This window comes from Pseudomonas rhizozeae (assembly GCF_031583775.1).
Lineage (GTDB): Bacteria > Pseudomonadota > Gammaproteobacteria > Pseudomonadales > Pseudomonadaceae > Aquipseudomonas.
In genome coordinates this window covers 21,539-45,207 of sequence record NZ_JAVLSB010000064.1, presented here as the reverse complement: position 1 = coordinate 45,207, position 23,669 = coordinate 21,539, and the positions used below count along the sequence as shown (strand labels likewise).

Genomic DNA, 23,669 nt, shown 5'->3' with positions numbered 1-23,669 from the left:
TCGCGGATCTTCTCGACGAAGCGGTTGAATGCCAAGGCCAGTTGGCCGAGTTCATCGTTGCGGGTGACGGGAAGTCGGTGGGTTAGATCACCGTCGCCGGACGCGATGTTTTCAAGTTGCAAGCGAAGTTGCAGAAGAGGCGCGAACAAGCGTTTTACCTGCCACGTTGCCAAGAGCGTCAGCAGGATAGAGGCAACGATACTCAGTATAAGTATCTGCAAGACCAATTCGGAGCGCCGTGATTCCAGGTCCGCCGCCGCTTGGGCAACTTGTGCATCGATGTCGTCCAGATTCACCGCCGTGCCGATCATCAGACTCCATTTGTCCAGATAGAGGGCGTACCCGATCTTCGGCACAACTTTGTCGCTGTTTGGAATAGGGAAGCGGTAGTTCTGATAGTGAGAACCGTCCTTGGCGACGCGCACCAGTTCATTGATCACGGGTACGCCGTCGGGGTCGCGAAAGTTGCTGAAGCTCTCGCCGATTTTGACGTCTTTGTCGGCCCAGAAAACCCGTACGCTGTTGGCGTCGTAGCCGAAATAATAGCCATCCGTGCCGTAGCGAAGTTGCTTGAGGATGCTGATGGCTTTGTCCCGAGCCGCGAGATCGCCCGGTGCGGATGCCTCGTAAATGGACGCGATCGCGCTCTGTGCAATTTGCACCGAGTGTTCCAGCGCACTTTTCCGGCTGGCGATCAGTGTGGCTCGGGTATCTTTGATCTGATCGTCAGCAGTCTTCTGCAACAACATGACCGAGAGGCCCGAGATCAGAAAGGCAAGCAGCAGGGCAGGGGCGACGCACAACAAGACGACCTTGCTTCGAATGGATAGGCTCATGTTCCAGTACCGGAAATTGTTATTGGGGTCGGTAAGAATGCGTGGTCATGATAATCAACGTTCATCAATCATGATGCCCGTACTACTACGTAGAAAACCAAGGAACGCAGCCATGTGCGGCGCGATATTTTCAGGGCGAGTGGTGAGGTTTTCCGGCGCAACTGTTGCGATCTGCGTGTCGTTAAAAATGATGGTACTGCCCGCATCCTCAGCGCAGTAGTGTCGTTCGCCGGCGAGCTGTGTCGCATTCTACGGAACGCTCAAGTGGCAAGCGCATTGAACCAACCCTGCGCAAAAACGATCCTCTTTATCGCGCCACCCAAACTCGCAACCCCGCCCAGCCAACTGCGCTGAGGTCAATCTTGCGTCGATGAACGATAAGGAGCCGCCGTGACCGACACTACTTACTCCCCCTACCGATGCCTTCCCGGCCCGCTGCACGCGATTGTGCTGGCGGGGACGGTGCCGCTGTTTCTTGGCGGGCTGTTCAGCGATATCGCTTACTACCAAACCTATCTGATCCAGTGGACCAATTTCGCCTCCTGGCTGATTGCCGGCGGGATGTTGTTCTGTGGATTGGCGCTGTTGTTCGCCTTGATCAATCTGCTGCGTGCGCCGCGTAAGTCGGGCCGCGCGACCCTGTATTTTCTTGTGTTGTTGGTGACGTGGGGCCTGGGATGGGTCAACTGTTTCGAGCATGCCAAGGATGCGTGGGCGGTGGTGCCGTCCGGGTTGATTCTGTCGGTCATTGTGACGGCGCTGAGCGCTGTGGCGGCGTGGATCGGACTCACTAACCTTCGTTCGGGAGCGCCGGCATGAGACATTCCTACGCATTGACTGCGCTGTCCATGGCGCTGCTGTTGAGCGCTTGCGGTGGTGAGAAAGACACCCCGCAAATCCACGGCGCGGACCCGAAACTTCCGGCGGCTGAGCGCGGCTTGCTGCCGAGCATGAAGATCGCCGAGCCTGCGGCCTGGGGCGATCAGAAGCCGACAGTGCCTGCGGGCTACAGCATTACGGCGATTGCCAATGAACTGGCGGTGCCTCGTCAGACGCTGGTGCTGCCGAACGGCGACATTCTGGTGGCCGAAGGCAAGGGCGGGGCCGAAGCGCCGAAGCTCAAGCCCAAGGATGTGATCGCGAGCTACATCAAGGCTCAGGGCAATACCAAGGTCAAAGGAGGCAATCGCCTGACGTTGCTGCGCGACGCCGATGGCGATGGCAAATACGAACTGAAAACCGTGTTCGCCGAGAACCTCAATGCGCCCTATGGCCTGGCCTTCGCCAACGGCAAGCTGTACGTGGCCAACCAGGATGCGCTGGTGCGCTTCGACTACACGGACGGCCAGACCAAAGCGTCCGGCGCGCCGACCACGGTCACCGAGCTACCGGCCAAGATCAATCACCACTGGACCAAGTCCCTGGCGATCACCCCGGACGGCAACACCTTGTTCGTCGGCATTGGCTCCAACAGCAACGTCACCGAACGCGGCATGGAAGTCGAACTGGACCGCGCGCAGATCTGGCAGATCGATGCCCAGAGCGGTGCGCACAAACCTTACGCCACCGGGGTGCGTAACCCGACGGCGCTGAAAGTCCAGCCAGGCACCGGGCAGTTGTGGGCCGTGGCCAACGAACGTGATGAACTGGGCCCGGACCTGGTGCCGGATTACCTGACCTCGATCCGTGAAGGTGGCTTCTACGGCTGGCCCTACAGCTACTGGGGCCAGAACGTCGATCCGCGCGCCCAGCCACAAGATCCGGCCAAAGTCGCTGCGGCGATCAAACCGGATTACAGCCTCGGCTCGCACGTTGCGGCACTGGGCGTGGACTTCTCCATCGCCGCCATGGGTGAGCCGTTCGCCGACGGCGCCTTTGTCGGTGAACACGGCAGTTGGAACCGCGATAACCCGGTGGGCTACAAAGTGGTGTTCGTGCCGTTCCGCGATGGTCGTCCGGCCGGTGAACCGGTGGATTTCGCCACAGGCTTCCGTGGCGCAGATGGCAAAACCCGAGGCCGCCCGGTCGGCGTGACGGTCGACCCACGGGGCGCGCTGATCATTGCCGATGACCTCTCCGGAATCGTCTGGCGAGTGACCCGCAATCAGTAAGTGACACAGCAACGGGGCCGGCGGGCCCCGTTGTTGTTTTTATCTCCGTCAGTTCTGAAACACTCCGATCTCACCACTCGTCCAAATCCCGGCACTTGCGCCGCCCTCGCGACCTCTGAATTTCATGCACGGATTTCCCGCGCTTGAGAATGGAGAGCCACCATGGATATCGATGAAAACGCGCCTGGGAACATTTCCCAGAACGGTGTCACCGGCGCGACCGACAACGAAACCGGGCACGATCCCAAGCAGCATCAGAGCGAAGTGCCGTTGCCGGCCGATGACGAAGCGCCGCTTGAGGAAGACATGACGGACGTGGAGGCCAACGATTCGGTGTCGGAGGAACATCCCGCACCGTAGTCGTCCCTCAGCGAAAACAACCCGGCCCCTGCGCCGGGTTTTTTAATGACACCGTCATTGCCTCGGCAACAAAATCCCCCGATCCACCTGCCGCACATCGGTCCTGCCACAAAACGCCATGGACAGGTCCAGCTCATTGCGGATGATCTCCAGCGCGGTGCTCACACCCCGTTCGCCCTGGGCGCCGAGGCCGTACATCATGGCGCGGCCGATGTAGGTCCCGCGCGCGCCGAGGGCAATGGCTTTGAGCACGTCCTGCCCCGAACGGACGCCGCCGTCGAAGTGGATTTCCGTTTGCTTGCCCACCGCATCGACGATGGCCGGCAGTGCGGAAATCGACGAGGGCGCGCCGTCCAGTTGGCGGCCGCCGTGGTTGGATACGATGATCGCGTCGGCACCGGTTTCCACGGCGAGACGAGCGTCATCGGGGTCGAGGATGCCTTTGACGATCAGCGGGCCGCCCCAGCGTTTTTTGATCCAGGCCACGTCCTGCCACGACAGGCGTGGGTCGAACTGTTCCTGGGTCCACTGCGTCAGCGACTTGATGCTGTCGACGCCGGTGGCGTGGCCGACGATGTTGCCGAATTGCCGGTTGGAGGTGCGCAGCATGTTCAGGCACCAACGGGGTTTGGTCGCCAGATTGACAAGGTTGCGCAGGGTCGGTTTCGGCGGCAGGGACAGGCCGTTTTTCTTGTCCTTGTGCCGCTGGCCGAACACCTGCAGGTCCATGGTCACCACCAGCGCCGAACAGTTGGCGTCGCGGGCGCGTTCGATCAGGCGCTCGACGAAGCTGCGGTCGCGCGTCACGTACAACTGGAACCAGAACGGATGACGCTGCGTCGCCTGCGCGACCGCTTCGATCGAGCAAACGCTCATGGTCGACAGGGTGAAGGGAATGCCGGCATTTTTTGCCGCACGGGCGGCGAGGATTTCCCCGTCGGCGTGCTGCATGCCGGTCAAACCGGTGGGCGCGATGGCCACCGGCATGCTGACCGCTTGGCCGACCATGGTTGTCGCCGTGCTGCGCTGGCTGATGTCGCAAGCCACTCGCTGGCGGAAGTGCAATTGCTGAAAATCCGCCTCGTTGGCGCGGTAGGTGGACTCGGTCCACGAACCGCCGTCGACGTAGTCATAGAACATGCGCGGCACGCGTTTGCGGGCGAGCCGGCGCAGGTCTTCGATGCAAGTCATCTCAGTCATGGCGCGGTTTTTCGTACGCCATGTAGCCGTTCTTGATGACGATATGGTCGGCGACGTATTTCGCGTCGTGCCACACCCCGTAGATAAATGACGAAGCGCGGTTTACCAGGTTTGGAAGGCCGAGGAAATACACGCCGCTTTCCGCCGAAATCCCGCGCTTGTGGAAGGGTTCGCCGCGCTCGTCGAACGCGTTGACGTTCAGCCAGGTGTAATCAAAGGTGAAACCGGTGGCCCACAACACGGTGGTGATTCCGGCCTGCGCCAGGTCGAGGCTGAGGATCGGATGGCTCAGGCACTCCGGGTCCGGCAGCAGCGTCCAGGCCTCGGGTTCGAGCGGGAAGGGCAGGCCGTTCTTTTCGATATAGGCGTCGGCATCGCGCAGCACGTCGAAGTACGCCTGATCGCCGAACGCGATGTTCTCCGCCAGGCCGGGCTGGAAGGTCATGACCCCGTCGTTGAAGGATTCGGTCAGGCCTACCAGATTGATGCCGGCATGCGCGAGTCGGCGGAAATCGATGGTGCGGCCGCCGTCATAACCGCTTACGGCGAAGGCCACGTGCTTTTTCTTCGGGATGAATTTGACTTCGTCCCACAGGCCCAACGCGCCCAGCCACCAGCAGTAGTCGCGACCGCGATAGGAGCGCGGCGGGCGGTAGTGTTCGCCGACGGACAGGTACACCGTGCGCCCGGCCTTGCGCAGTTCTTCGGCGATCTGCGAACCGGATGCACCGGCGCCTACTACCAGCACCGCGCCGTCGGCCAGTTGGCCGGGGTTCTTGTAGGCCGAGGAGTGCAATTGCTGGATCGGCGCGCTCGCCGGGACGATGTTGGGGAAGGTCGGGCTCTGAAACGGCCCGGTCGCCACCACCACGTTGTCTGCGTCGAACTCGCCGGCGGAGGTCAGCACCTTGAAGCCGGGACGCTCGGCGTGCCGCTCCACTGCGGTGACTTCAACCCCGGTGCGCACTGGCGCATCGAGCATTTTCACGTAGTCCTCGAAGTACGCAGCCATGCGTTCTTTCGGCGGAAAGGTTTCCGGAGAAATGTCATCGAAGGCCATGGTGGGAAAGCGGTCGTGCCAGGCCGGCCCGTTGGCCACCAGCGAGTCCCAGCGTTCCGAGCGCCAGCGTTCGGCGATCCGGTGGCGTTCCAACACAACGTGCGGCACGCCCATGAGCGCCAGGTGCTCGCTCATGGCGATGCCTGCTTGCCCGGCCCCGATGACCAAGGTGTTGATTTTTTCCACTGACATGTGAGGTTCCTAAAAGTGACCGCCCTTGATGGGGATTGGGGTAATTCTGCTCAGCCGGGCTGCGTTGCGACATCACGCTTTGCGAACCCAGCGCTTAGGAAAAAACAAAGCGAGGTCAGGCCTGGCGCACCGCCAGCGTGAGGCGTTCGAGCATCACATCGCAGGCGTGCAATTGCGCAACGCTGACGAACTCATCGGGCTTGTGGCCCTGGTCCATGCTGCCGGGGCCGCAGACCACCGTGGGGATGCCGATCGCATCGAACAGCCCGCCCTCGGTGCCGAACGCCACGGTGCTGAAAGCCTCCGAACCACAGAACTCGGCAATCAATTGCGCGGCCTGGCTGTGGGCGTCGGTGGCCAACCCTGGGTACGCCGACAGCTCGGAAAAACGCAGGCTGCTGGCGGCGTTGACCGCTTGCATGCGCGGCAGCACTTGTTGCTGGGCGTAGGTCTGCAATTGCTGCGCGACCTGCTGCGGATCCTGGTCGGGCAAGGCGCGAATTTCGAAGTCGAAACGGCAGTCGGCGGGGACGATGTTCAGCGCGGTGCCGCCGCTGATCACGCCGGTCTGCACCGTGCTGAAGGGCGGGTCGAAGCGTGGGTCTTGCAGGTGCGGTGCGCGCAGGGTCGAACCGATGCGGCCCAGTTCACCGATCAGCTCGGCGGCGTACTCAATCGCGTTGACACCGTTGGGCGCGTAGGCCGAATGACAGGCTGCGCCGTGCACATCACAGCGCATCGCCAGTTTGCCTTTGTGGCCGAGCACCGGTTTCAGCTCGGTGGGTTCGCCGATGATGCACAGCAGTGGCGTGTGCGGCCGTTGTTGCAGCTCCGCCAGCAACGAGCGCACGCCCAGGCAACCGACCTCTTCGTCGTAGGACAGGGCAATGTGCACCGGCAGGCGCAGCGGTGCGGCCAACAACGCCGGCACGGCAGCCAGCACGCAGGCGATATAGCCCTTCATGTCCGCAGTGCCACGGCCGTACAACTTGCCGTCCCGTTCGCTCAGTTCGAACGGCGGCACCGTCCACGCCTGGCCATCCACCGGCACCACGTCGGTGTGGCCCGAGAGCACGATGCCCGGCCGGTCATCCGGACCCAACGTGGCGAACAAGTTGGCCTTGCTGCGCTGTTCGTTGAAGATCAGCGAGCACGGCACCTGCAGCCCGGCCAGGTAGTCACGGACGAACTCGATCAGGTGCAGGTTCGATTCACGGCTGGTGGTGTCGAAGGCGATCAGCGATTTCAACAGTGATTGGCTGGCGCTCATTCATTCGTCTCCTGGCACGCCATAGCTCGGTGCCTGGGTCGGATCAAGGGCGCGGGTGATGTAGTCCTGCAATTGCGGCCGGTAGGCAAGCCACAGCTGTTCGAGTTGGCCGATCGGGTCGTGCTCGGCCCAGTCGACGCGCAAATCGGCGATGGGCCAGATCAATTCATCGACCACCACCATCGCCGCCGAATGCACCGGCCCGGCTTCGCCACCGGCAGCCACCGCTGCTTGCATGGCGGTGATCAAGCGATCGCCCAAGTGCCCGGTGCTGGTCTCGAACGCTTTGACCAGCGCCTCGATGACGGATTGATCCGACAACATATTGCCGGCGCCGACGCACTGCTCACCGGCCAGCGCATGGTGACAACCGAGGGTGTGGCTGCCGCTGAAAAACGCCGTGTTGCCGTGGTGGTCGATGGCGGTGAGCTGCCGGTATTGGCCATGCCGGTCGTTGCTGATCGCCGTGTCCAAGGCTTGCTGCAACGACACGCCTAGCTCCAGTTGATCCAGCACCACCAACCCCAACGCGGGCAGGGTGATGTTTTGCGTGGCCACCGCACCCACGCCGGGGCGCAGCCATGGGCAACGGGCGCCGACGGCAATGCTCGACGAACTGATGGCGATGCCCAACTGACCGGTTTCGGCACAGCGGCCAATGATTGAAAACGTCATGGTGATTGATCCTGTATGCGAAGAGGCAAAGTGTCAGAACGTCTGCGGCGCACGGCTCATCGCGCACCCTCGACGTTGAGCACGCGGCCCAGTCCGAGGAAACGATTGGCCAGCGTCAGCAACGTGGCCGTCGAGGCGATGTACATCACCGACAGCGCCGCCAGGGTCGGGTCGGCAAACTCGCGCACGTAGTTGTACATGGCCACCGGCAAGGTCTGGGTGACCTGGGTGGTGACGAACAGCGAGGCGGTGAATTCGTTGAAGGACAGGATCGCCGCGAACAGCCAGCCGCCGAACAGCCCGGGGATCATCAGCGGCACGGTGATGGTCCACACCACTCGCAACGGCGACGCGCCGAGGCTGGCGGCGGCCAGTTCTATGCGCTGCTCAAGGTTGTGCAGCGACACGTACAGGCTGCGCAGCACGAACGGTAGCACCAGCACGATGTGGCAGAAGATCACCAGCGTATAACCGCGGCCCAGATTGAGTTGCGCCACCAGCATCAACAGGCCGAGGCCGATGGTGAAGTGCGGAATGAACAGCGGCGATAGCAGCACACCTTCGAGCACCCGCTTGCAGCGGAATTCGTAGCGGTGGATGGCAATCGCCAGGGTGGTGCCGATCACTACCGCCAGGGTCGAGGCCCACGCGGTGATGATCAGCCCGGCGTAGAAACCGTTGCGGAAGTCGTCGTAGTTCAGCGCCCGCTCGAACCAGCGCAGCGACCAGCCCTTGGGCGGAAAGAACAGCACGGCAGTGCTGCTGAACGACGAAATCACCACCACCACGGTCGGCAGCAGCACGAACAGCAGGATCAGCGCCACCAGCGCGCGACCGGCATACCCCAGCCATTTATCGTGATTGGAACGGGTCATGTCAGTGGCCTCCGGCGGTTTGCAGGGAACGGGTCATGCGCTTGAGGGACACCAGCAGCAACACCGTGAGGATCAACCCGGCAACGCTCAGGGACGCGGCGAACGGGAAGTTCAGCGATGAGAAGCCCAGTTGATACACCAGCGTCGCGATGGTGCTGACTTTGCCGCCGCCAATCAGTTGTGGCGTGGCGAAGGCGCTGAAGGTCCAGGCGAACGCGGTGGTGAGGCTGGCCACGATGCCCGGCAGCGACAGCGGCAGGGTCACGGTGAGGAACGCGCGGATCGGCCCGGCGCCGAGGCTGGTGGCGGCTTTTTCGTAGGCCGGGTTGATGTGCGACAGCCCGGTGGCGAGCATCAGCACCATGATCGGCATCGTCACGTGCACCAGCGCCAACACCACGCCGGTCTGGGTGAACATCAGTTGCAACGGCTTGTCGATCAGGCCGATGGACAGCAACAGGCTATTAAGAAAGCCGCTGCTGCCCAAAACGATAATCCACGAATAGGTGCGCACCACTTCGCCGAGAAACAGCGGGGTGATGGCGATGATCAGAATGCTCGACTTCAACCACCCGGTGCGGGTGCGCACCAGGGCATAGGCCAGCGGATAGCTGAGCAGCAGGCCGAACACGGCGGTCTTGAAACTCAGTGACACAGTGTTGAAGAACGCCTGGGCGTAGAGGCCTTTGAGCAAGCCCTGGAAGTTGTCGAGGGTGAAGCCGCCAACGTCCAGCGAGCCGGGAATGTACGCGCGCACGCTGTATTGCAGCACGGTCAGCATGGCCAGGGTCAGGCCGAGCGCGGTCAGCGCCGCGGGCAGCACGAACCACAGGACAAACGCAGGTTTTCGAGTCATTGGAGGGTTCCGTCAAAAGCGGCCGTCAGGCCTGGCCGCTGGGATAACTGGCTCAACCGAAACCGGCGCGGACCACGCCGCGCCGGTGGTCGGGCTTAATGCGCCATGATGTTTTCAGAGAACCACTTGCGCCAATCGGCGGACTTCTCGGCACGCAGTTTCGGGTCGACGTTGAGGGTCGCGTCCCACTGCGCCGGGGTGGTGAGCATCCCTGGCAGCTTGGCGATTTCCGGGTCGACCTTGGCGTTGGTCACCACCGGGCTGCCGTGGTTGATTTTGGCGATCTTGGCTTGCACGTCCGGCGACAGGGCGATGTTCATGAACTTGTAGGCCAGCTCGGCTTGCTTGCTGCCTTTGTTGATGCCCATCGCGTCGACGCCCAGCACCGCGCCTTCCTTGGGAATTGCCAGTTTGATGTCCACGCCTTCTTCCATCATGTGGTAGGCGTTCATCGACAGCATGACTTGCACCGGGGTCTCGCCGGTGGCGATCAGTTGCTGGCTGTTGGCGTCGTTGGTGTAGAACGATTTGATGTTGGGGATCAGCGCTTTGAGCTTGTCCTGGCCTTTTTCCCAGTGCTCGGCATCACTGCCGGCTAGCTTGGCCGAGACCGCGATGATGTGGCTCGGGTCCCAGTCTGGCAGGGCCAGGGTGCCTTTGAGTTCCGGTTTCCACAGGTCATTCCAGCTGTCGAAGGTTTCGCCCTTCGGCACAAGGTCCGGACGGTAGCCGATGGTGTAGACGTAGCCCCAGACGCCGATGTGCGACGGGCTCAGCTGCGCCTGATGCACCAGGTTGGCGGCGTTCGGCAGCTTGCTCATGTCCAGGGTTTCGAACAGGCCGTCGGTGGTGTAGAGCCAGCCCACGTGCGAAGTGGTGAAGGTCAGGTCGGTTTCCGCTTTGCCCGCCAGTTTGGCTTTGTTCAAACGGTCGATGGTGCCGCCGGTGACGTATTCGACTTCGACGCCGGTTTCCTTGGTGAACTGCTTGCCGATGGCTTCGTCGATCAGTTCCTTAAAGCTTCCCCCCCAGGTGCTGACGACTAATTTGTCAGCGGCGTGGGCATTTGCAGCCGCCAGCAGGCTGGCGCTCAACACGGTCAAGGCAATGGCGTTACGCAGCATTTTCTATTCCTCATGGGTGATTCGAAGGTTGGCAAGTGGTGCGCCACTCTGGTGCCCTGTATTGGTGCGAGGGCCGTGATGGCTTGATGAACCCATGATGGGGGGAGGGCGGCGATTCGGTAAAACAGGCTTTGCCGTGCTACTGCGTCGGAATTCCTGATGCAGCCCTGACGGGAGGTTTGCGCAGGTTTTGCCTAAGCAACGCTGCGGTAAACACGCATTGGCCGGACCCCCGGCACGGGGTGAAGATCAGGCTTCGCGCGGCCCCGGCACGCTCCCTGCATTCACTTGCATTGAACCAAGGCGCCTAGGCGCGTCGCTCGATTCATTGCCTGGAGAGCCTTCTATGCTCAGTCGAATCACCCAACGCCAACTCGAATACTTCGTCGCCTCCGGTGAGGCCGGCAGCCTGCTCGGCGCCTCGGAGCGCATTCACGTGTCGTCGCCTTCGATCTCGGCGGCGATCACCCACATCGAATCCGAACTCGGTGTGCAGCTGTTCATCCGCCATCACGCGCAAGGGGTGTCGCTGACCACCATCGGCCGCCATGTGCTGAAAGAAGCCAAGCTGATTCTCGAGCAGATGAACAACCTCTACACCATCGCTTCGGAGTCGCTGAACATGGTGCGCGGGCCGTTGCGGGTCGGCTGCCTGGAATCGCTGGCGCCGATGATCACCCCAGAACTGGTGTTCGGCTTTGGCCGGGCGTTCCCCGGCGTGCGCATCACTCAGGTCGAAGGCAACCATGAACAACTGCTGGAAAAACTGCGCAGCGGCGAGATCGACATCGCCCTGACCTACGACCTCGCGGTCAGTGACGACATCGACTTCCAGCCCCTGGCGCAGTTGCCACCGTATTTGATGGTGGGCGAGCATCACCCGTTGGCGAACCTGCCGGCGGTGACCTTCCATGACCTGGAAACCTACCCGATGGTGCTGCTCGATATTCCGCTGAGCCGCGAGTATTTCCTCAGCCTGTTTATGCAGTCCGGGGTGACGCCGAACATCGTCATGCGCTCGAGCAACCTCGAAGTGGTGCGGGCGATGGTCGCTAACGGCGTCGGCTACAGCATCGCCAACGTGCGGCCCAAGGCCAACCTGACCCAGGACGGCAAACGCCTGATCCGCGTGCGCCTGGCCGGCGAGCATCGGCCGATGCAACTCGGCTACGCGACCGCCAATAACTCGCAGCTGTCGCGGGTGGTCAGTGCCTTCGCCGAGCGGTGCCGGATGTTCGTCTCCGACCAGTACATTCCCGGCATGGCCGCGCCGAGTTTCTTCGATCCGCACACCGTACGCACGCTCAAGGGTGTGGGCTAGGCGTCAGTAACCGCGCACCGGGTCGACCTGGTGCAGCACCGTTTCACCCCGGCCCAGGCGCAGGATGTTTTCGGCAACCTGCGCCGCGCCGGTGGCGGGGATCGCCACGGAGGCCAGGTGCGGAGTAATCAACACGTTGTCCATGGCCCACAGCGGGTCTTGCGGCGGCAGCGGTTCGCGATCAAACACGTCGAGGGTCGCTTCGCTGATCTGCCCGTTGGCCAGCGCAGCAGTCAGCGCTTGTTGGTCGACCACTGCCCCGCGCGACACATTGATAAAGCAACTGCCCGCCGGCAATAACGCCAGGCGTTCGGCCGACAACAGCCCTTCGGTTTGCGCGGTCAGTGGCAGCATCACCACCAGGATGTCGCTGCTGGCGAGGAAGCCGTCCAATTGCTCCATGCCGTTGACGCAGTTCACGCCATCGAGTTGTTTGGCCGAGCGCGACCAGCCGCGCACATCGAAGCCCTGGCGCGCCAGTTCCAGCGCGGTGTACGCCCCCAGTTCGCCCAGACCCAGCACCCCGACTCGCACGCTCGACGGCAAACGCGGGTGCAGGTAATGCCAGCGGCGTTGCCGTTGCGCCCGTTCGAACGCCGGGATATCGCGTGCATAACGCAGCACGGCGAACAGCACGTAGCCGGCCATCATGCGCCCCATGTCGGGGTCGGAAACCCGGGTAATTGGCACCTTGGGCAGGTCATCACGACCGACCAGCGAATCGACTCCGGCGCCGAGGTTCACCAGCAATTGCAGCTGGCGATACGGGGCAAAAAAGCCGTGCGGCGGTTTCCAGGCCAGTACGTAGAGCACGCTGTCCGGGTCGTCGACGTCTTCGGCCTGGCAGATGCGCACACCGGGCAACAGTGGCGCGAGCAACGCCTGCCATTCCTCGAAACTGTCGAATTGGCTGTAGAACACCAGCGTCGGGATCATGCCTGCGCTTCCAGCAATTCGGCAGTAGCGCTCAGTGCCATGCGATAGCCCAATTGACCGAGACCGGCGATCACCCCGGTGGCGGCTTTCGACACGTAGGAGTGATGACGGAAACTTTCGCGCTTCCAGATATTGCTCATGTGCACTTCGATGATCGGGCCGTCGAAGGCCAGCAAGGCATCGAGGATCGGCACCGAGCTATACGTCAGCCCGGCGGCGTTGATGATGATCGCGCTGGCGTGCAGCCGCGCTTCCTGAATCCAGTCCACCAGCACGCCTTCGTGGTTGCTCTGGCGAAACGCCAGGTGCAGGCCGAGTTCGCTGGCGTGGGCCTGGCAGCGCGCTTCGATGCTGGCGAAACTTTCGCTGCCGTAGGTGCCGGATTTGTCCAGGCCATACAGGTTGGCGTTGGGGCCGTTGAGGAAATAAACCGTGTGGGGCATGGGGACTCCAGGGCGTCAGGCGACCGGTCGGGTCGCGAGCATGGCAGGGTGTTGGGCGAAACCGTCGAACCAGTCGGCGGCGGCGGGGTGGTGCGCCCGCCAGTCGAGTTCGGCGAAGCGGAAATCCAGATAGCCGAGACCGCAGGCGATAGCGATCACGCCAATGTCGTCGGGCGTCGGGCTCAACTGCGGGGCCTGGCGTTCGATCTCCGCCAGGGCCGCGTGCACCTTGGTCAACTGTGCTTCGCGCCATGCCGGCCACTGTTTGTCGGCCGGCCGCGCGCTGGTTTCGTACCGGGCCAGCAACGCCGCGTCCACCAAACCATCACCGAGCGCCTGGCGGGCCAGGTTGAGCCAGCGCTGCGCACCGTTGCCGAACAGCGAACCACCGGCCCACGCATCGAGGTACTCGCAAATCACCCGGCTGTCGTACAGGCACAAGCCGTCGGCGGTTTGCAGCGCCGGCACTTTGGCCAGCGGATTGAAGCGAGCGATGCGCACGTCGCGGTGGATCGGGTGCGCGGCGGATTCCAGCGGTTCGATCTGCTCGGTGATGCCCAGGCAATGCGCGCTGACCATCACCTTGCGCACGAAGGCCGAGGTCGAGGCGAAGTACAGTTTGAACATGGCGGCTTCCGGGTTATGAATCGTGATCGGGCTACAGCGCGGCCACGGTCAGCAGCACCTTGCCGAGATTGGCGTTGGCCTCCAGCAAACGATGGGCCTCGGCGGCCTGCGACAACGGCAGTTGCGCGTAAATCAACGGGCGCACCGCGCCGGACGCCAGCCATGGCAGCAGATGTTGGCGAATGCACGAGGCCAGGCGGGCTTTTTCCTCGCGGCTTTTCGGGCGCAAGGTCGACGACGTGAGGCTCAGGCTTTTGCGCATCAGCAGTTGCAGATCGAGTTCGATCTTCGCCCCTTGCAGGAACGACAGACTGACGTGGCGGCCGCCCGGCGCCATGGCGTCGAGGTTGCGCGCCACATAGGGACCGCCGACGTTATCCAGCACCACATCGACCCCACGGCCCTCGGTGCACTGCCTGATCACCTCGACGAAATCCTCGCTGTGGCGGTCGATGGCGCGCCAGATCCCCAAGGCTTCGAGCATCGCGACTTTCTGCGCGCCGCCCGCCGTGGCAATCACCCGGGCGCCGGCGGCTTGCGCGCACTGCACGGCAAAACTGCCGACGCCGCTGGCGGCGCCGTGGATCAACACCGTGTCGCCCGCTTGCAGGCGACCCAATTCGAACAGGTTGTGCCACACCGTGAAGGCCGCTTCCGGCACCCCGGCGGCGTGCTCCAGCGACAGTGCCTGCGGCACCGGCAGGCAATGCTCGGCGATGGCCACGCAGTACTCGGCGTAACCGCCGCCACTGAGCAACGCCATGACCCGATCACCGACCACGAAATCCGTGACCCCGGCACCGACAGCGGCCACCGTGCCGGCTGCTTCCAGGCCCAGCACGTCGCTGCTGCCCGGCGGGACCGGCATGCCACTGCGCTGCATCAGGTCGGGACGATTGACCCCGGCGGCGGCGGTGCGGATCAGCAGCTCGCCGGCCTGTGGCTGGGGCATCGGCCGTTGCACTGACTGGAGCACGTCAGGGCCGCCGGGTTCACGGGCGATCACCGCGTTGATTGTTTCGGCAAGCAGGTTCATGGGGTTTGCGGCTCCAGGGCGAAAGCGCAGACGCCCTCGTCATCGAAGGTCAGACCCGCGGCGGCGCCGACGGGCCAGCGGGTCAAGGCGTCGAGCCCGGACTGACGAACGAACAGGCGGGTTTGCCCGAGGGCTGGCACGTCCAGATGAATGTCGACGTGATCACCCTGGAACACATGGGCAGTCACCGTGGCGCTCAGAAGTGAGTTCGGCCCGAGCGCGCCGAGGCGGATGTTTTCCGGGCGGACGTAGACGTCGAGGCGCGCACCGACGGCTGCGTGTACCCGCTCGGCGGGCAGACGCAGCGGGCTGTTGCCGAGTTCCACGGTGGCCATCTCGTCGCGGCTGACGTAACGGCCCGGCAGGACGTTGACGTCGCCGACGAAACTGGCCACGAACGGATCTTCCGGGCGCCGGTAAATGTCATCCGGGCTGCCGATCTGCCGCACGTGGCCGGCGGACATCACCACCACCCGGTCGCTCATGCTCAGGGCTTCGCCCTGGTCGTGGGTGACGAACACGGTGGTGACGCCGAGCTTGCGCTGGATGTCCTTGAGTTCTAGTTGCATCGACAGCCGCAGGTTTTTATCCAGTGCGGAAAACGGTTCATCGAGCAGCAACACCTTGGGCCGGATCACCAACGCCCGCGCCAGGGCCACCCGTTGTTGCTGGCCGCCGGACAGTTCGCTCGGTTTGCGCTCGCCGTAGCCTTGCAGCTTCACCAGCGCCAGCGCCTGCTCCACCCGTTCGGCGATTTCCGCCTTGGGCACGCGGCGCATGCGCAGGCCGTAACCGACGTTCTTCGCCACGCTCATGTGCGGGAACAGCGCGTAGTTCTGGAACACGATGCCGATTTCCCGCTGGTATGGCGGGGTCTCGGTGACCAGTTGGCCATCGATGAAAATCTCGCCGTTGTCGGCTTCGGCGAAACCGGCCATCAGGTTCAGCAGCGTGGTTTTGCCGCAGCCCGAAGGGCCGAGCAGGGTGACGAACTCGCCTTCCATGATCTTCAGCGAGACCTTGTGCAGCGCCGTCGAGTCGCCGAAGCGCTTGAGCACGTTGTCCAGTTGCACGGCTACGTTGCGCGGCGCCAATTCCGCGAGTTCGGCGCTGGTCGCGGGGGTAAAGGGTTTGATCTGTGCAGTCGCCATGGGCGCTCCGTTGAGAAGGGGGCTAAGAGGTCAGGCGGCTGGCCAGTCGTCCGGGATCACCGCGATCACGTCGATTTCCATCAGCCACTCGGGCTGGCCGAGGCCGGAAATCACCAGGCCGGTGGAGATCGGGAACACGCCTTTGAGCCACTTGCCCACCTCGCGGTACACCGGCTCGCGGTAGCGCGGGTCGATCAGGTAAGTGGTGGTCTTGACGATGTGCGAGAGGTCGGAGCCGGCCTCTTCGAGCAATTGCTTGACGTTTTTCATCGCCTGCTCGGCCTGGGCGCGCGGATCACCGAGGCCGACCAGGTTGCCGGCGAAGTCGGTGCCAATCTGGCCGCGCACGTACACGGTATTGCCGGCGCGCACCGCCTGGCACAGGTCGTTGTCCAGCGACTGGTTGGGGTAGGTCTCTTTGGTGTTGAACATACGGATGCGGGTGTGAGTAGGCATGCCGGGAAGCTCTCAGGGATCGGAATGAACCCAGCTTCACATTGCCCCCGGTTTGACGAAACCAGCATTTGCGCGGGGTAGTGCTTAGGAAAAGCCGAAGCCTGATTCGGTGTGGGCTGAAGTGGCGGGTTTGACGGCGCGTTGAAGGCTCTGGCACCAGGCGATCAAGCCGTTCAATGGCTGATCGCCTGGCAGATTGAAGGTTAGCGTGAACGGCGTTTCACGCCGCCGCCTGACCTTTTTCGGGGTTAGCGTCCGATGATGACCACGGTCATGTTGTTGTCGTGTTGCGGGTAGTGGGTGATCAGGGGCCAGGTGGAGATGTCATGCTTGAGGCCAAACGCGTTGTGCTGTTCATCCGGTGCGACGAAAACCGTCAGCGTGTGCTGCGCCGGACCATTGAACAGATGCGCGCGGTCATAGATCTGCATTTCGCGCTGAGTACCAAGGCCTTTGGGCAAACGCCCCATCACTAAGGTGTTCGGTTTCGGCCCGGTGCCGTAATAGCCATGGCCCAACTGCTTGTAATGCGGGTGTTTGACCGTGTAGCGCGAATACAACGTCACACAGCGCCGGACCACGTCCCATTGCACCGGCAAATGATGGGTCATCGAGTTCACCGCCAACAGTGACTGGCGCAGATCGTTGTAAGCTTCCCCGCGCCGGGCCACGACCGCCGCTCGCGCGGCAGGGGCAGCGGTTAGGAAATCGGCTTCGAGTTCGGCACAGAGCGCGATCGGATCTCGCAGGTAGGCGCGGGTATTGGCCAACGCCTGGGTCATGCTCTGGTGCACCGTTTTAAAGGTGCCGACGAACATTTCCCGCGAAGCGAATCGGGAACTGACGCCACTGGTGGGGGCGATTTCGCCCTCGTGATCGAGACCGGTCAGCAGTCTGTCCATCAGTTGCTGGTCGGTCAGGGAAGGACCATGCCGAGCGAACACGTGGCCGCCGTCCTCTTGACGCGCGCGCATGTGCGCGCTGAGACGGATCTCCTTGGCCGCAGCGCTGTTCAACTCCTCCAGCAACGTCATGGCGGGCGGTGCGGGGTTCATGTTCATCACGTTCAAGCCATTCATCGGCGGTGGCGGCGGAAACGGCGCGGCTGGTGGCCCGGCATTCGGCGCGGCTTCGACGATGGCGGGCGGCCGCGTGGGCATATCGCTGACTGGCGACTGCACAGACGCCTGTGGGCGCCGCTGCAGTACGCCGCCGGTGACCGGCGGCATCGAGTAGTCACCGGTGGTCAACCAGTTGAAGTACTGTTGAAAGGAATCAAGAATTCGCAGCATCCGTCGAGCCTCTGGAAAGTAAGTTCTGCCTGAACCCCTGAGGGCACCCAGTTATCCACTGAGCTAAAACGCCTGGGCGTGGCGATTTATTCCATGTCGGCAAAAAGCCCTGAAGCAGCCGCGCGTGGGCCGCAGTACCATGGCCCATCGTTCACGATCGCCGAGCCGTCAATGCCCACCCTCACTCGTTTTACTTCGCTGCTCGACCAGGCACGGCGTGCCTTGCTGCTGGTCTGGAGCACCTCCCGCGCGTTGTTTCTTGGCCTGATCGTCGCGACCCTGGTGGCCGGCATTCTTCCGGCGCTGGCGGCGTGGCTTGGCCAGCGGATCGTCGACGCGGTGGTCGCCGCTATGCAATTGCACGCACAGCAGGGCAGTGCGCCGCTGTGGCCAGTGGTGCGTTACGTGTTGTTCGAAGCCGGGGTATTGGCGTTGCTGTCCGGTGCGCAGCGGGCGTTGTCGGTGCAGCAATCGTTGTTGCGGGTGCAGTTGGGGCAGAAGGTCAACACGCTGATTTTGGAAAAGGCGCAAACCCTGTCGCTGGTGCAGTTCGAGAATTCCGAGTTCTACGACAAATTGGTGCGGGTACGCCGAGAGGCCTCGACCCGGCCGCTGGCGTTGGTGATGAAATCCCTGGGGCTGATCCAGAACCTGATCGTGCTGATCAGCTTCGGTGTGTTGCTGGTGCACTTCTCGCCTTGGGCCCTGGTGCTGCTGGTGATCGGGGCGTTGCCGGTGTTTTTTGCCGAGGCGCATTTTTCCGGCGATGCCTTTCGGCTGTTCACCCGTCGCGCGCCGGAGAGCCGTCAGCAGAGTTACATCGAGACGCTGCTGTCCCACGAGGCCTACATCAAGGAGGTCAAGCTGTTCGGCTTCGCGCCGCTGTTGTTGCAGCGTTATCGCGAGACCTTCAACCGCTTGTACGCCGAAGACCGACGCCTGACCCTGCGCCGGGATGGCTGGGGCTTCGTCCTCGGCCTGCTCGGCACTGGGGCGTTTTACCTGGCCTACGCCTGGGTGGTGATCGACACCGTGCACGGCAGCATCACCCTTGGGCAAATGACCATGTACCTGGTGCTGTTCAAGCAAGGGCAAAGCGCGGTCAGCAGCAGCCTCAGCGCCATCAGCGGTTTGTACGAGGACGGCTTGTACCTGTCGAGCCTCTACGAATACCTGGCTGAACCGGTGGTGGCGACGCCGGGGCACCTGACCGTGGGCGAATTGCCGGGCGATGGCTTGCGCTTCGAAAAGGTCGGCTTCCGTTACCCCGGTTCCAGCCGCGCGGCACTGGCCGACATCGACCTGCACCTGGTGCCGGGGCGCAGCCTGGCGCTGGTCGGCGAGAACGGTTCCGGCAAGACCACGCTGATCAAGTTGCTGACCCGCCTGTACCGTCCCGACCAGGGACGCATCCTGCTCGACGGCAGCGATCTGCAGGATTGGGAAGAGCAAGCGCTGCGGCGGCGGATCGGGGTGATTTTCCAGGACTACATTCGCTACCAGTTCACCGTCGGCGAAAACATCGGCGTCGGCGACACCCGGGCATTCAACGATGAGCAACGCTGGAAAGACGCCGCCGCCGAAGGCATGGCCGCGCCGTTTATTGAAGGCCTGGATCGTGGATACGCCACGCAGCTCGGGCGCTGGTTCGCCGGCGGCCAGGAATTGTCCGGCGGCCAATGGCAGAAAATCGCCCTGTCCCGCGCCTACATGCGCCGCGACGCCGACATCCTGATCCTCGACGAACCCACTTCAGCCCTCGACCCCGCCGCCGAAGCCGCGGTGTTCGAACACTTCAGCCAGCACACCCAGGGCCGCATGACCCTGCTGATCTCGCACCGCTTCTCCAGCGTGCGCAACGCCGACCACATCATTGTCCTCGACCAGGGCACCCTGCTGGAGCAGGGTGATCACCCAGCCCTCCTCAGCCTTGGCGGACGCTATGCGCAGTTGTTTGATTTGCAGGCGAGGGGGTATCGCTAACTGCGCGGCGTTGACGCATTGCCCCCCGACGCCGTCTGCGCAACCGGTGTGGCCGGCCGGGCCTTGATCAAGCCGTCGATGGCTTGCCGATACTGACTGCCGCCCAGGCTCATGCTGTTGTTGTGCGTGCCACCGGGCACCAGCAACAGCCGTTTGGGCTCATTGGCGGCGTTGAACAGTTGCTGGCTGAAGCGCGACGGCATAAAGGCATCGGCTTGACCATGGACCACCAGCAGCGGCATGCCGATGTCGGCGATTTTGTCGATGGAGTCGAATTTCTGCGACAGCAACCAGCGCACCGGCAGCCAGGTGACCGGCAAGTTGTTGTCGGCCACGGCGGCGACCGCATCGCCGAGGGAGGTGAAGGTGGATTCAATCACCAGGCCACGCACCGGCACCGGGACCTTGTCTTTGCTGGCCTGGGCCGCCAGCTCTGCGGCCAGATCGACGGCTACCGCACCGCCGAGGGAGTGCCCGTAGATCAGGCGTTTGCCGGCGTCCGGTTGCATCTCGGTGAAGCGTTGCCACGCGGCGCGCGCGTCTTCGTAGACGCTGGCCTCCGACGGCAAGTCGCCCTTGCTCTGGCCAAACCCGCGGTAATCGATGGCCAGCACCGAATAACCCATGGCGCGCAATTGCTCGATGCGGAACGCCTGGCCGGTGAGGTTCCAGCGCACGCCGTGCAGATACAAAATTGCCGGCGCATCCTTGCGCGCCGCCGGCCACCACCAGGCGTGCAGATTTTGCCCGGCCTTGAAACTGGCGGGCTTGATGTCGAATTCCTGGACGTCGCTCGGCAGCCCGCGATACCAGCCAGCGGTGCCGGGCTCGATGCGGAACAACAACTCGCGTTCCTTGTATTTGAGCGCGGCGCAGCCCGCGGGCAGGCCGACGATCAGCGTGGCCATGCACAACACGGTGAGCCAGCGGCGGGCCAGGCGGCTTATCAGGGTGGAAAACATTCGGTGGTCCGCAAGGTTGGGCGCAACGTTCGGGTTTTAACAGAAGTCGCGCGGCGGTGGGGATTAATTCGACGGATGCCGCTCACACCGCTGGATCTGTGGGAGCGAGCCTGCTCGCGAAGGCATGAGTGAAGGCGCTGGAGATGTGTTGTCTGGTCAGACGCCATCGCTGGCAAGTCGAATCGTCGCACCGCAGCTCCCACAAGGTCCGAGCCCAAACCCCACCCAGCAAAAAGCCCGGATGCGCCGGGCTTTTGCGATGTAGCAGTCAATTCAGGCCAATCAGTAGCGCTGATACTTCGAACCAAACTCAGCGCGGTTGTCGGCGACCAGTACACCATTGGTCACGGCATTGGCAGGGTTCAGTGCAACGCGGTTCTGTTGCAGACGATCCGAACCGCCTTCAGCCACCTGGTTGCCTTGCAAACGATCCGAACCATCGGCGGCAATGCGGCTTTCGATCAGACGGTCCGAGCCGCCTTCAGCGATCATGGTCCGAGGTTTGGCAGCAGCAAAAGCGTTGATAGCGAAGACCGAGAGAACAATGCTGAGGATGAGTTGGCGTTTCATGTCGTTTGCTCCGGGAGGTGCTAAGTGGGTATGGAGGCGATGTTACGCCGCGCAGTTTTTATGAGAACTTCATTGACGTGATGGTGACTATCAACGCCGACGATGTTGCCGCCGTTTCCAAGCCGCTCGTCACGCTCGGCTCGCGCCTGCCGGTACGGCAACTGCTGCGCTCTGCGGCTTCAGCAGCGGCGTCAGCGCCAACATCAGCAGCGACACCACCAGCAACAGCAGGCACGACAGGGCGTAACCGCCAGTGTGGTCGCGCAGGTAACCGAACACGATCGGGCCAGTGGCCGCGATCAGGTAGCCGACGAATAACATCAGCACCGTCCAGGTATTGGCTTCGGCGGCGCTGTGCACGTTGTCCAGTGGCAGCGTCATCGCCAGTGTGAACGCCATCCCCAGGCCCACCGCGATCAGCATCACCGCGATAATCAACCCGGTTTGCGCGTACAACCCGGCCAGGCCTGCGGCGGTCAACGCGGTGGCGATGGCCAGCCACACGCGCCGGTCGTTGGAGCGGCCGGCGAGGCTGCCCATGGCGAAGCTGGCCACGGCGAACACCGAGGTGAACAGGCCGAGCAGGGCGCCGGGGCTGATCGAGGCTACATGCCATTCAGTGGCGGCCGGGGCCAGCCAGGCGAACAGCGCATAGACGATGAACTGGCTGAGCCCGAAGTACAGCGCGATCAACCACGCTTTGGGCTGGCTCCACGGCAGGCCGATCGGCTTGACCGGTGCGACTGGCGCCGCAGCCGGTTTGGCTGTAGCGAAACGAGTCGCGAGGATCCGCCAGCTCAGCACCGCCGCCACGCACAACACCGCCCAGACCCCGGCTCCCAGGCGCCAGCTGCCGCCCAGTTGCGCGAAGAACTCGGTGCTGACCGCCGCCACCGTGGCGCCGACACTGAGACCGGCGGCATAGATGCCCATGAAGAACGAGGCGCGATGGGCGAAGTGGGTCTTGATCCAACCGCCAATCAGCGCACCGCCGATGGCAATGCCGACGCCCACCAGCACTGTGCTGGAAAGCAACGCGGCGGTGGAGTCCGACAGCGCCCGCAGCAGGGTCGCGGCGCCCAACAGGATCAAAGCCGCGATCACCGTGCGGTCAGCGCCGAAGCGCCGGGCGATGCCGGGGGCGAGTAGGGCGAACAGCGCCATGCACACATCGGGAATCGACGTCAGCAAGGACGCCTGGGCATAGCTCAACTGGAAATGTTGCTGAATCTGCAGCAGCACCGGCCCGATCGACACGATGGCCGGGCGCAGGGCCAGCGCCAGGATCAGCAGGCCGAGGACAGCGGCCAGGGTGTTGCCTTTGGAGGTGGGCGAATGCGTGTTCATGGCATCTCTCGCTACGGTCAGTGGGGCCGGGAAGGCAGGGCTCCACGGTAACCAGCGAGGCGATGGCGCGGATGACAGCTTCTGTCGACCAAGTGACACATGACGGCGCGTCACGCGGGATCGTATGATCAACCTCCCTTCGCCGGAGAACCCGTCATGCCCGATCGCGCCCCGCAGCCTGCGCCGCCGATTTCGCCCCGTAGCGAGGATTACGCTGTGTACGAGGCGGTGCCACTGCCGATGACCGCCATGCCGCGTAACCAGCCCGGTGGCACTTACAACGCGCCGCACAGCCACGCTCACGGGCAATTGCTCTATGCCAGCAGCGGCCTGATGCGCGCCGCCACGGAACAGGGCTTGTGGTTTCTGCCGCCGGGCCGGGCGTTGTGGATTCCTGCCGGGGTGGTGCACGACCAGTTGATGCTCGGCCCGGTGCAGATGCGCTCGATCTACATCGATGCCGATCTGGCCGCGCAGTACGGTGAGCGCTGTCGGGTGGTGGAAGTCAGCAAGCTGCTGCGAGAACTGATCCTGGCGCTGATCGCCGAGCCGATCGAGTACGTGCTGGAAGGGCGCAACGCGCACATTGTGGCGCTGATCCTCTGCGAACTGCAGAGCGCGCGCAGCTTCGCCCTCGAGCTGCCGTGGCCGAAAGACCGGCGCCTGGTGGCAGTGTGTGAAGCGATCCTGGCTGCGCCGGAACAATCGCAAACGGTCGAATACTGGGCCGACCAAGTCGGTGCCAGCGCTCGCACCTTGATTCGTTTGTTCATCAAAGAAACCGGGCTGACCTATCGTCAATGGGTGCAGCAGGTGCGCTTGACCGAAGCCCTCAGCCGCCTCGAACAGGGCGAAGCGGTGGGGCGCGTCGCCAGTCAGTTGGGCTACGCCAGCGCCAGTGCTTTCAGCGCCATGTTCCGCACCGTGCTGGGAGAAACTCCCAGCGAATACGTGGCGCGTCGGGCACTGAGCTGACGCACCGGTTC

The 23,669-nt window shown here is 63.2% G+C and carries 23 protein-coding genes and 1 pseudogene; 6 read left to right on the top strand and 18 right to left on the bottom strand.

The window, feature by feature from the left end; translation table 11 throughout:
* Positions 1–11: 11 nt before the first annotated feature.
* Positions 12–749, bottom strand: a pseudogene (locus RG836_RS27375) (cache domain-containing protein); the annotation flags it as partial.
* Between the two features lie 477 nt (positions 750–1,226).
* Here RG836_RS27375 and RG836_RS22785 point away from each other — a divergent pair.
* From RG836_RS22785 to RG836_RS22775, 3 genes are all read left to right on the top strand, one after another.
* Entirely contained in the window at positions 1,227–1,655 is a 429-nt protein-coding gene (locus tag RG836_RS22785; RefSeq protein ID WP_310849789.1) for a DUF2231 domain-containing protein, read from the top strand.
* On the top strand, positions 1,652–2,947 hold the full coding sequence (locus tag RG836_RS22780) for a PQQ-dependent sugar dehydrogenase (RefSeq protein WP_310849788.1): 1,296 nt from the start codon (positions 1,652–1,654) through the stop codon (positions 2,945–2,947). Before RG836_RS22785 ends, RG836_RS22780 begins: the two co-directional genes overlap by 4 nt.
* A gap of 162 nt (positions 2,948–3,109) precedes the next feature.
* Positions 3,110–3,307 (top strand): hypothetical protein, encoded by a 198-nt coding sequence (locus tag RG836_RS22775; protein WP_310849787.1) that lies wholly within the window; start codon positions 3,110–3,112, stop codon positions 3,305–3,307.
* A gap of 54 nt (positions 3,308–3,361) precedes the next feature.
* On the opposite strand, the gene RG836_RS22770 is transcribed toward RG836_RS22775, so the two are convergent.
* The 7 genes from RG836_RS22770 to RG836_RS22740 form a co-directional block, all read right to left on the bottom strand.
* Positions 3,362–4,507 (bottom strand): alpha-hydroxy acid oxidase, encoded by a 1,146-nt coding sequence (locus RG836_RS22770; RefSeq protein WP_310849786.1) that lies wholly within the window; start codon positions 4,505–4,507, stop codon positions 3,362–3,364.
* Positions 4,500–5,759 carry a flavin-containing monooxygenase gene (locus RG836_RS22765; RefSeq protein WP_310849785.1) on the bottom strand — a complete coding sequence of 420 codons (1,260 nt, stop codon included), beginning with the start codon at positions 5,757–5,759 and terminating at the stop codon, positions 4,500–4,502. The genes RG836_RS22770 and RG836_RS22765 overlap by 8 nt, the downstream gene beginning before the upstream one ends.
* A 115-nt stretch (positions 5,760–5,874) precedes the next feature.
* Positions 5,875–7,029, bottom strand: coding sequence for an acetylornithine deacetylase (argE, locus tag RG836_RS22760; RefSeq protein WP_310849784.1), 1,155 nt, complete (start codon positions 7,027–7,029; stop codon positions 5,875–5,877).
* The gene (locus RG836_RS22755) at positions 7,030–7,704 is read right to left on the bottom strand and encodes a DUF1028 domain-containing protein (RefSeq protein ID WP_310849782.1); all 675 of its coding nucleotides are present in this window, start codon (positions 7,702–7,704) and stop codon (positions 7,030–7,032) included.
* A gap of 56 nt (positions 7,705–7,760) precedes the next feature.
* Positions 7,761–8,579 (bottom strand): ABC transporter permease, encoded by an 819-nt coding sequence (locus RG836_RS22750; RefSeq protein ID WP_310849780.1) that lies wholly within the window; start codon positions 8,577–8,579, stop codon positions 7,761–7,763.
* Between the two features lies 1 nt (position 8,580).
* A complete protein-coding gene (locus tag RG836_RS22745; RefSeq protein WP_310849779.1) occupies positions 8,581–9,435 on the bottom strand; it encodes an ABC transporter permease in 855 nt (284 codons plus the stop codon).
* 95 nt (positions 9,436–9,530) lie between these two features.
* Positions 9,531–10,559 carry a polyamine ABC transporter substrate-binding protein gene (locus RG836_RS22740; protein ID WP_310849777.1) on the bottom strand — a complete coding sequence of 343 codons (1,029 nt, stop codon included), beginning with the start codon at positions 10,557–10,559 and terminating at the stop codon, positions 9,531–9,533.
* A 346-nt stretch (positions 10,560–10,905) separates the two neighbouring features.
* Between RG836_RS22740 and RG836_RS22735 the strand changes: the two genes are divergently transcribed.
* Complete coding sequence (locus tag RG836_RS22735; protein WP_310849775.1) at positions 10,906–11,880, top strand: LysR family transcriptional regulator; 975 nt, start codon at positions 10,906–10,908, stop codon at positions 11,878–11,880.
* A gap of 3 nt (positions 11,881–11,883) precedes the next feature.
* On the opposite strand, the gene RG836_RS22730 is transcribed toward RG836_RS22735, so the two are convergent.
* The 7 genes from RG836_RS22730 to RG836_RS22700 form a co-directional block, all read right to left on the bottom strand.
* Positions 11,884–12,816 carry a 2-hydroxyacid dehydrogenase gene (locus RG836_RS22730; RefSeq protein WP_310849774.1) on the bottom strand — a complete coding sequence of 311 codons (933 nt, stop codon included), beginning with the start codon at positions 12,814–12,816 and terminating at the stop codon, positions 11,884–11,886.
* Entirely contained in the window at positions 12,813–13,259 is a 447-nt protein-coding gene (locus tag RG836_RS22725) for a type II 3-dehydroquinate dehydratase (protein WP_310849772.1), read from the bottom strand. Before RG836_RS22725 ends, RG836_RS22730 begins: the two co-directional genes overlap by 4 nt.
* Before the next feature lie 15 nt (positions 13,260–13,274).
* On the bottom strand, positions 13,275–13,886 hold the full coding sequence (locus RG836_RS22720; RefSeq protein WP_310849770.1) for a glutathione S-transferase family protein: 612 nt from the start codon (positions 13,884–13,886) through the stop codon (positions 13,275–13,277).
* Between the two features lie 31 nt (positions 13,887–13,917).
* On the bottom strand, positions 13,918–14,922 hold the full coding sequence (locus tag RG836_RS22715) for an NAD(P)H-quinone oxidoreductase (RefSeq protein ID WP_310849768.1): 1,005 nt from the start codon (positions 14,920–14,922) through the stop codon (positions 13,918–13,920).
* Positions 14,919–16,073 carry an ABC transporter ATP-binding protein gene (locus RG836_RS22710; RefSeq protein ID WP_310849766.1) on the bottom strand — a complete coding sequence of 385 codons (1,155 nt, stop codon included), beginning with the start codon at positions 16,071–16,073 and terminating at the stop codon, positions 14,919–14,921. The genes RG836_RS22715 and RG836_RS22710 overlap by 4 nt, the downstream gene beginning before the upstream one ends.
* Before the next feature lie 30 nt (positions 16,074–16,103).
* Entirely contained in the window at positions 16,104–16,529 is a 426-nt protein-coding gene (locus RG836_RS22705) for a RidA family protein (RefSeq protein WP_310849764.1), read from the bottom strand.
* Positions 16,530–16,777: 248 nt separating this feature from the next.
* Positions 16,778–17,821: a hypothetical protein gene (locus RG836_RS22700; protein WP_310849763.1), complete on the bottom strand. Its 1,044-nt coding sequence runs from the start codon at positions 17,819–17,821 to the stop codon at positions 16,778–16,780.
* A gap of 171 nt (positions 17,822–17,992) precedes the next feature.
* Here RG836_RS22700 and RG836_RS22695 point away from each other — a divergent pair, with 171 nt between their 5' ends.
* Positions 17,993–19,804 carry an ABC transporter ATP-binding protein gene (locus tag RG836_RS22695; RefSeq protein ID WP_310849760.1) on the top strand — a complete coding sequence of 604 codons (1,812 nt, stop codon included), beginning with the start codon at positions 17,993–17,995 and terminating at the stop codon, positions 19,802–19,804.
* Here RG836_RS22695 and RG836_RS22690 read toward each other — a convergent pair.
* From RG836_RS22690 to RG836_RS22680, 3 genes are all read right to left on the bottom strand, one after another.
* The gene (locus RG836_RS22690) at positions 19,801–20,766 is read right to left on the bottom strand and encodes an alpha/beta hydrolase (protein WP_310849758.1); all 966 of its coding nucleotides are present in this window, start codon (positions 20,764–20,766) and stop codon (positions 19,801–19,803) included. The genes RG836_RS22695 and RG836_RS22690 overlap by 4 nt on opposite strands.
* 282 nt (positions 20,767–21,048) lie before the next feature.
* On the bottom strand, positions 21,049–21,336 hold the full coding sequence (locus RG836_RS22685; RefSeq protein ID WP_310849756.1) for a hypothetical protein: 288 nt from the start codon (positions 21,334–21,336) through the stop codon (positions 21,049–21,051).
* 129 nt (positions 21,337–21,465) lie between these two features.
* Positions 21,466–22,683 (bottom strand): MFS transporter, encoded by a 1,218-nt coding sequence (locus RG836_RS22680; RefSeq protein ID WP_310849754.1) that lies wholly within the window; start codon positions 22,681–22,683, stop codon positions 21,466–21,468.
* Positions 22,684–22,839: 156 nt separating this feature from the next.
* Between RG836_RS22680 and RG836_RS22675 the strand changes: the two genes are divergently transcribed.
* On the top strand, positions 22,840–23,658 hold the full coding sequence (locus RG836_RS22675) for an AraC family transcriptional regulator (protein ID WP_310849752.1): 819 nt from the start codon (positions 22,840–22,842) through the stop codon (positions 23,656–23,658).
* Positions 23,659–23,669 lie beyond the last annotated feature (11 nt).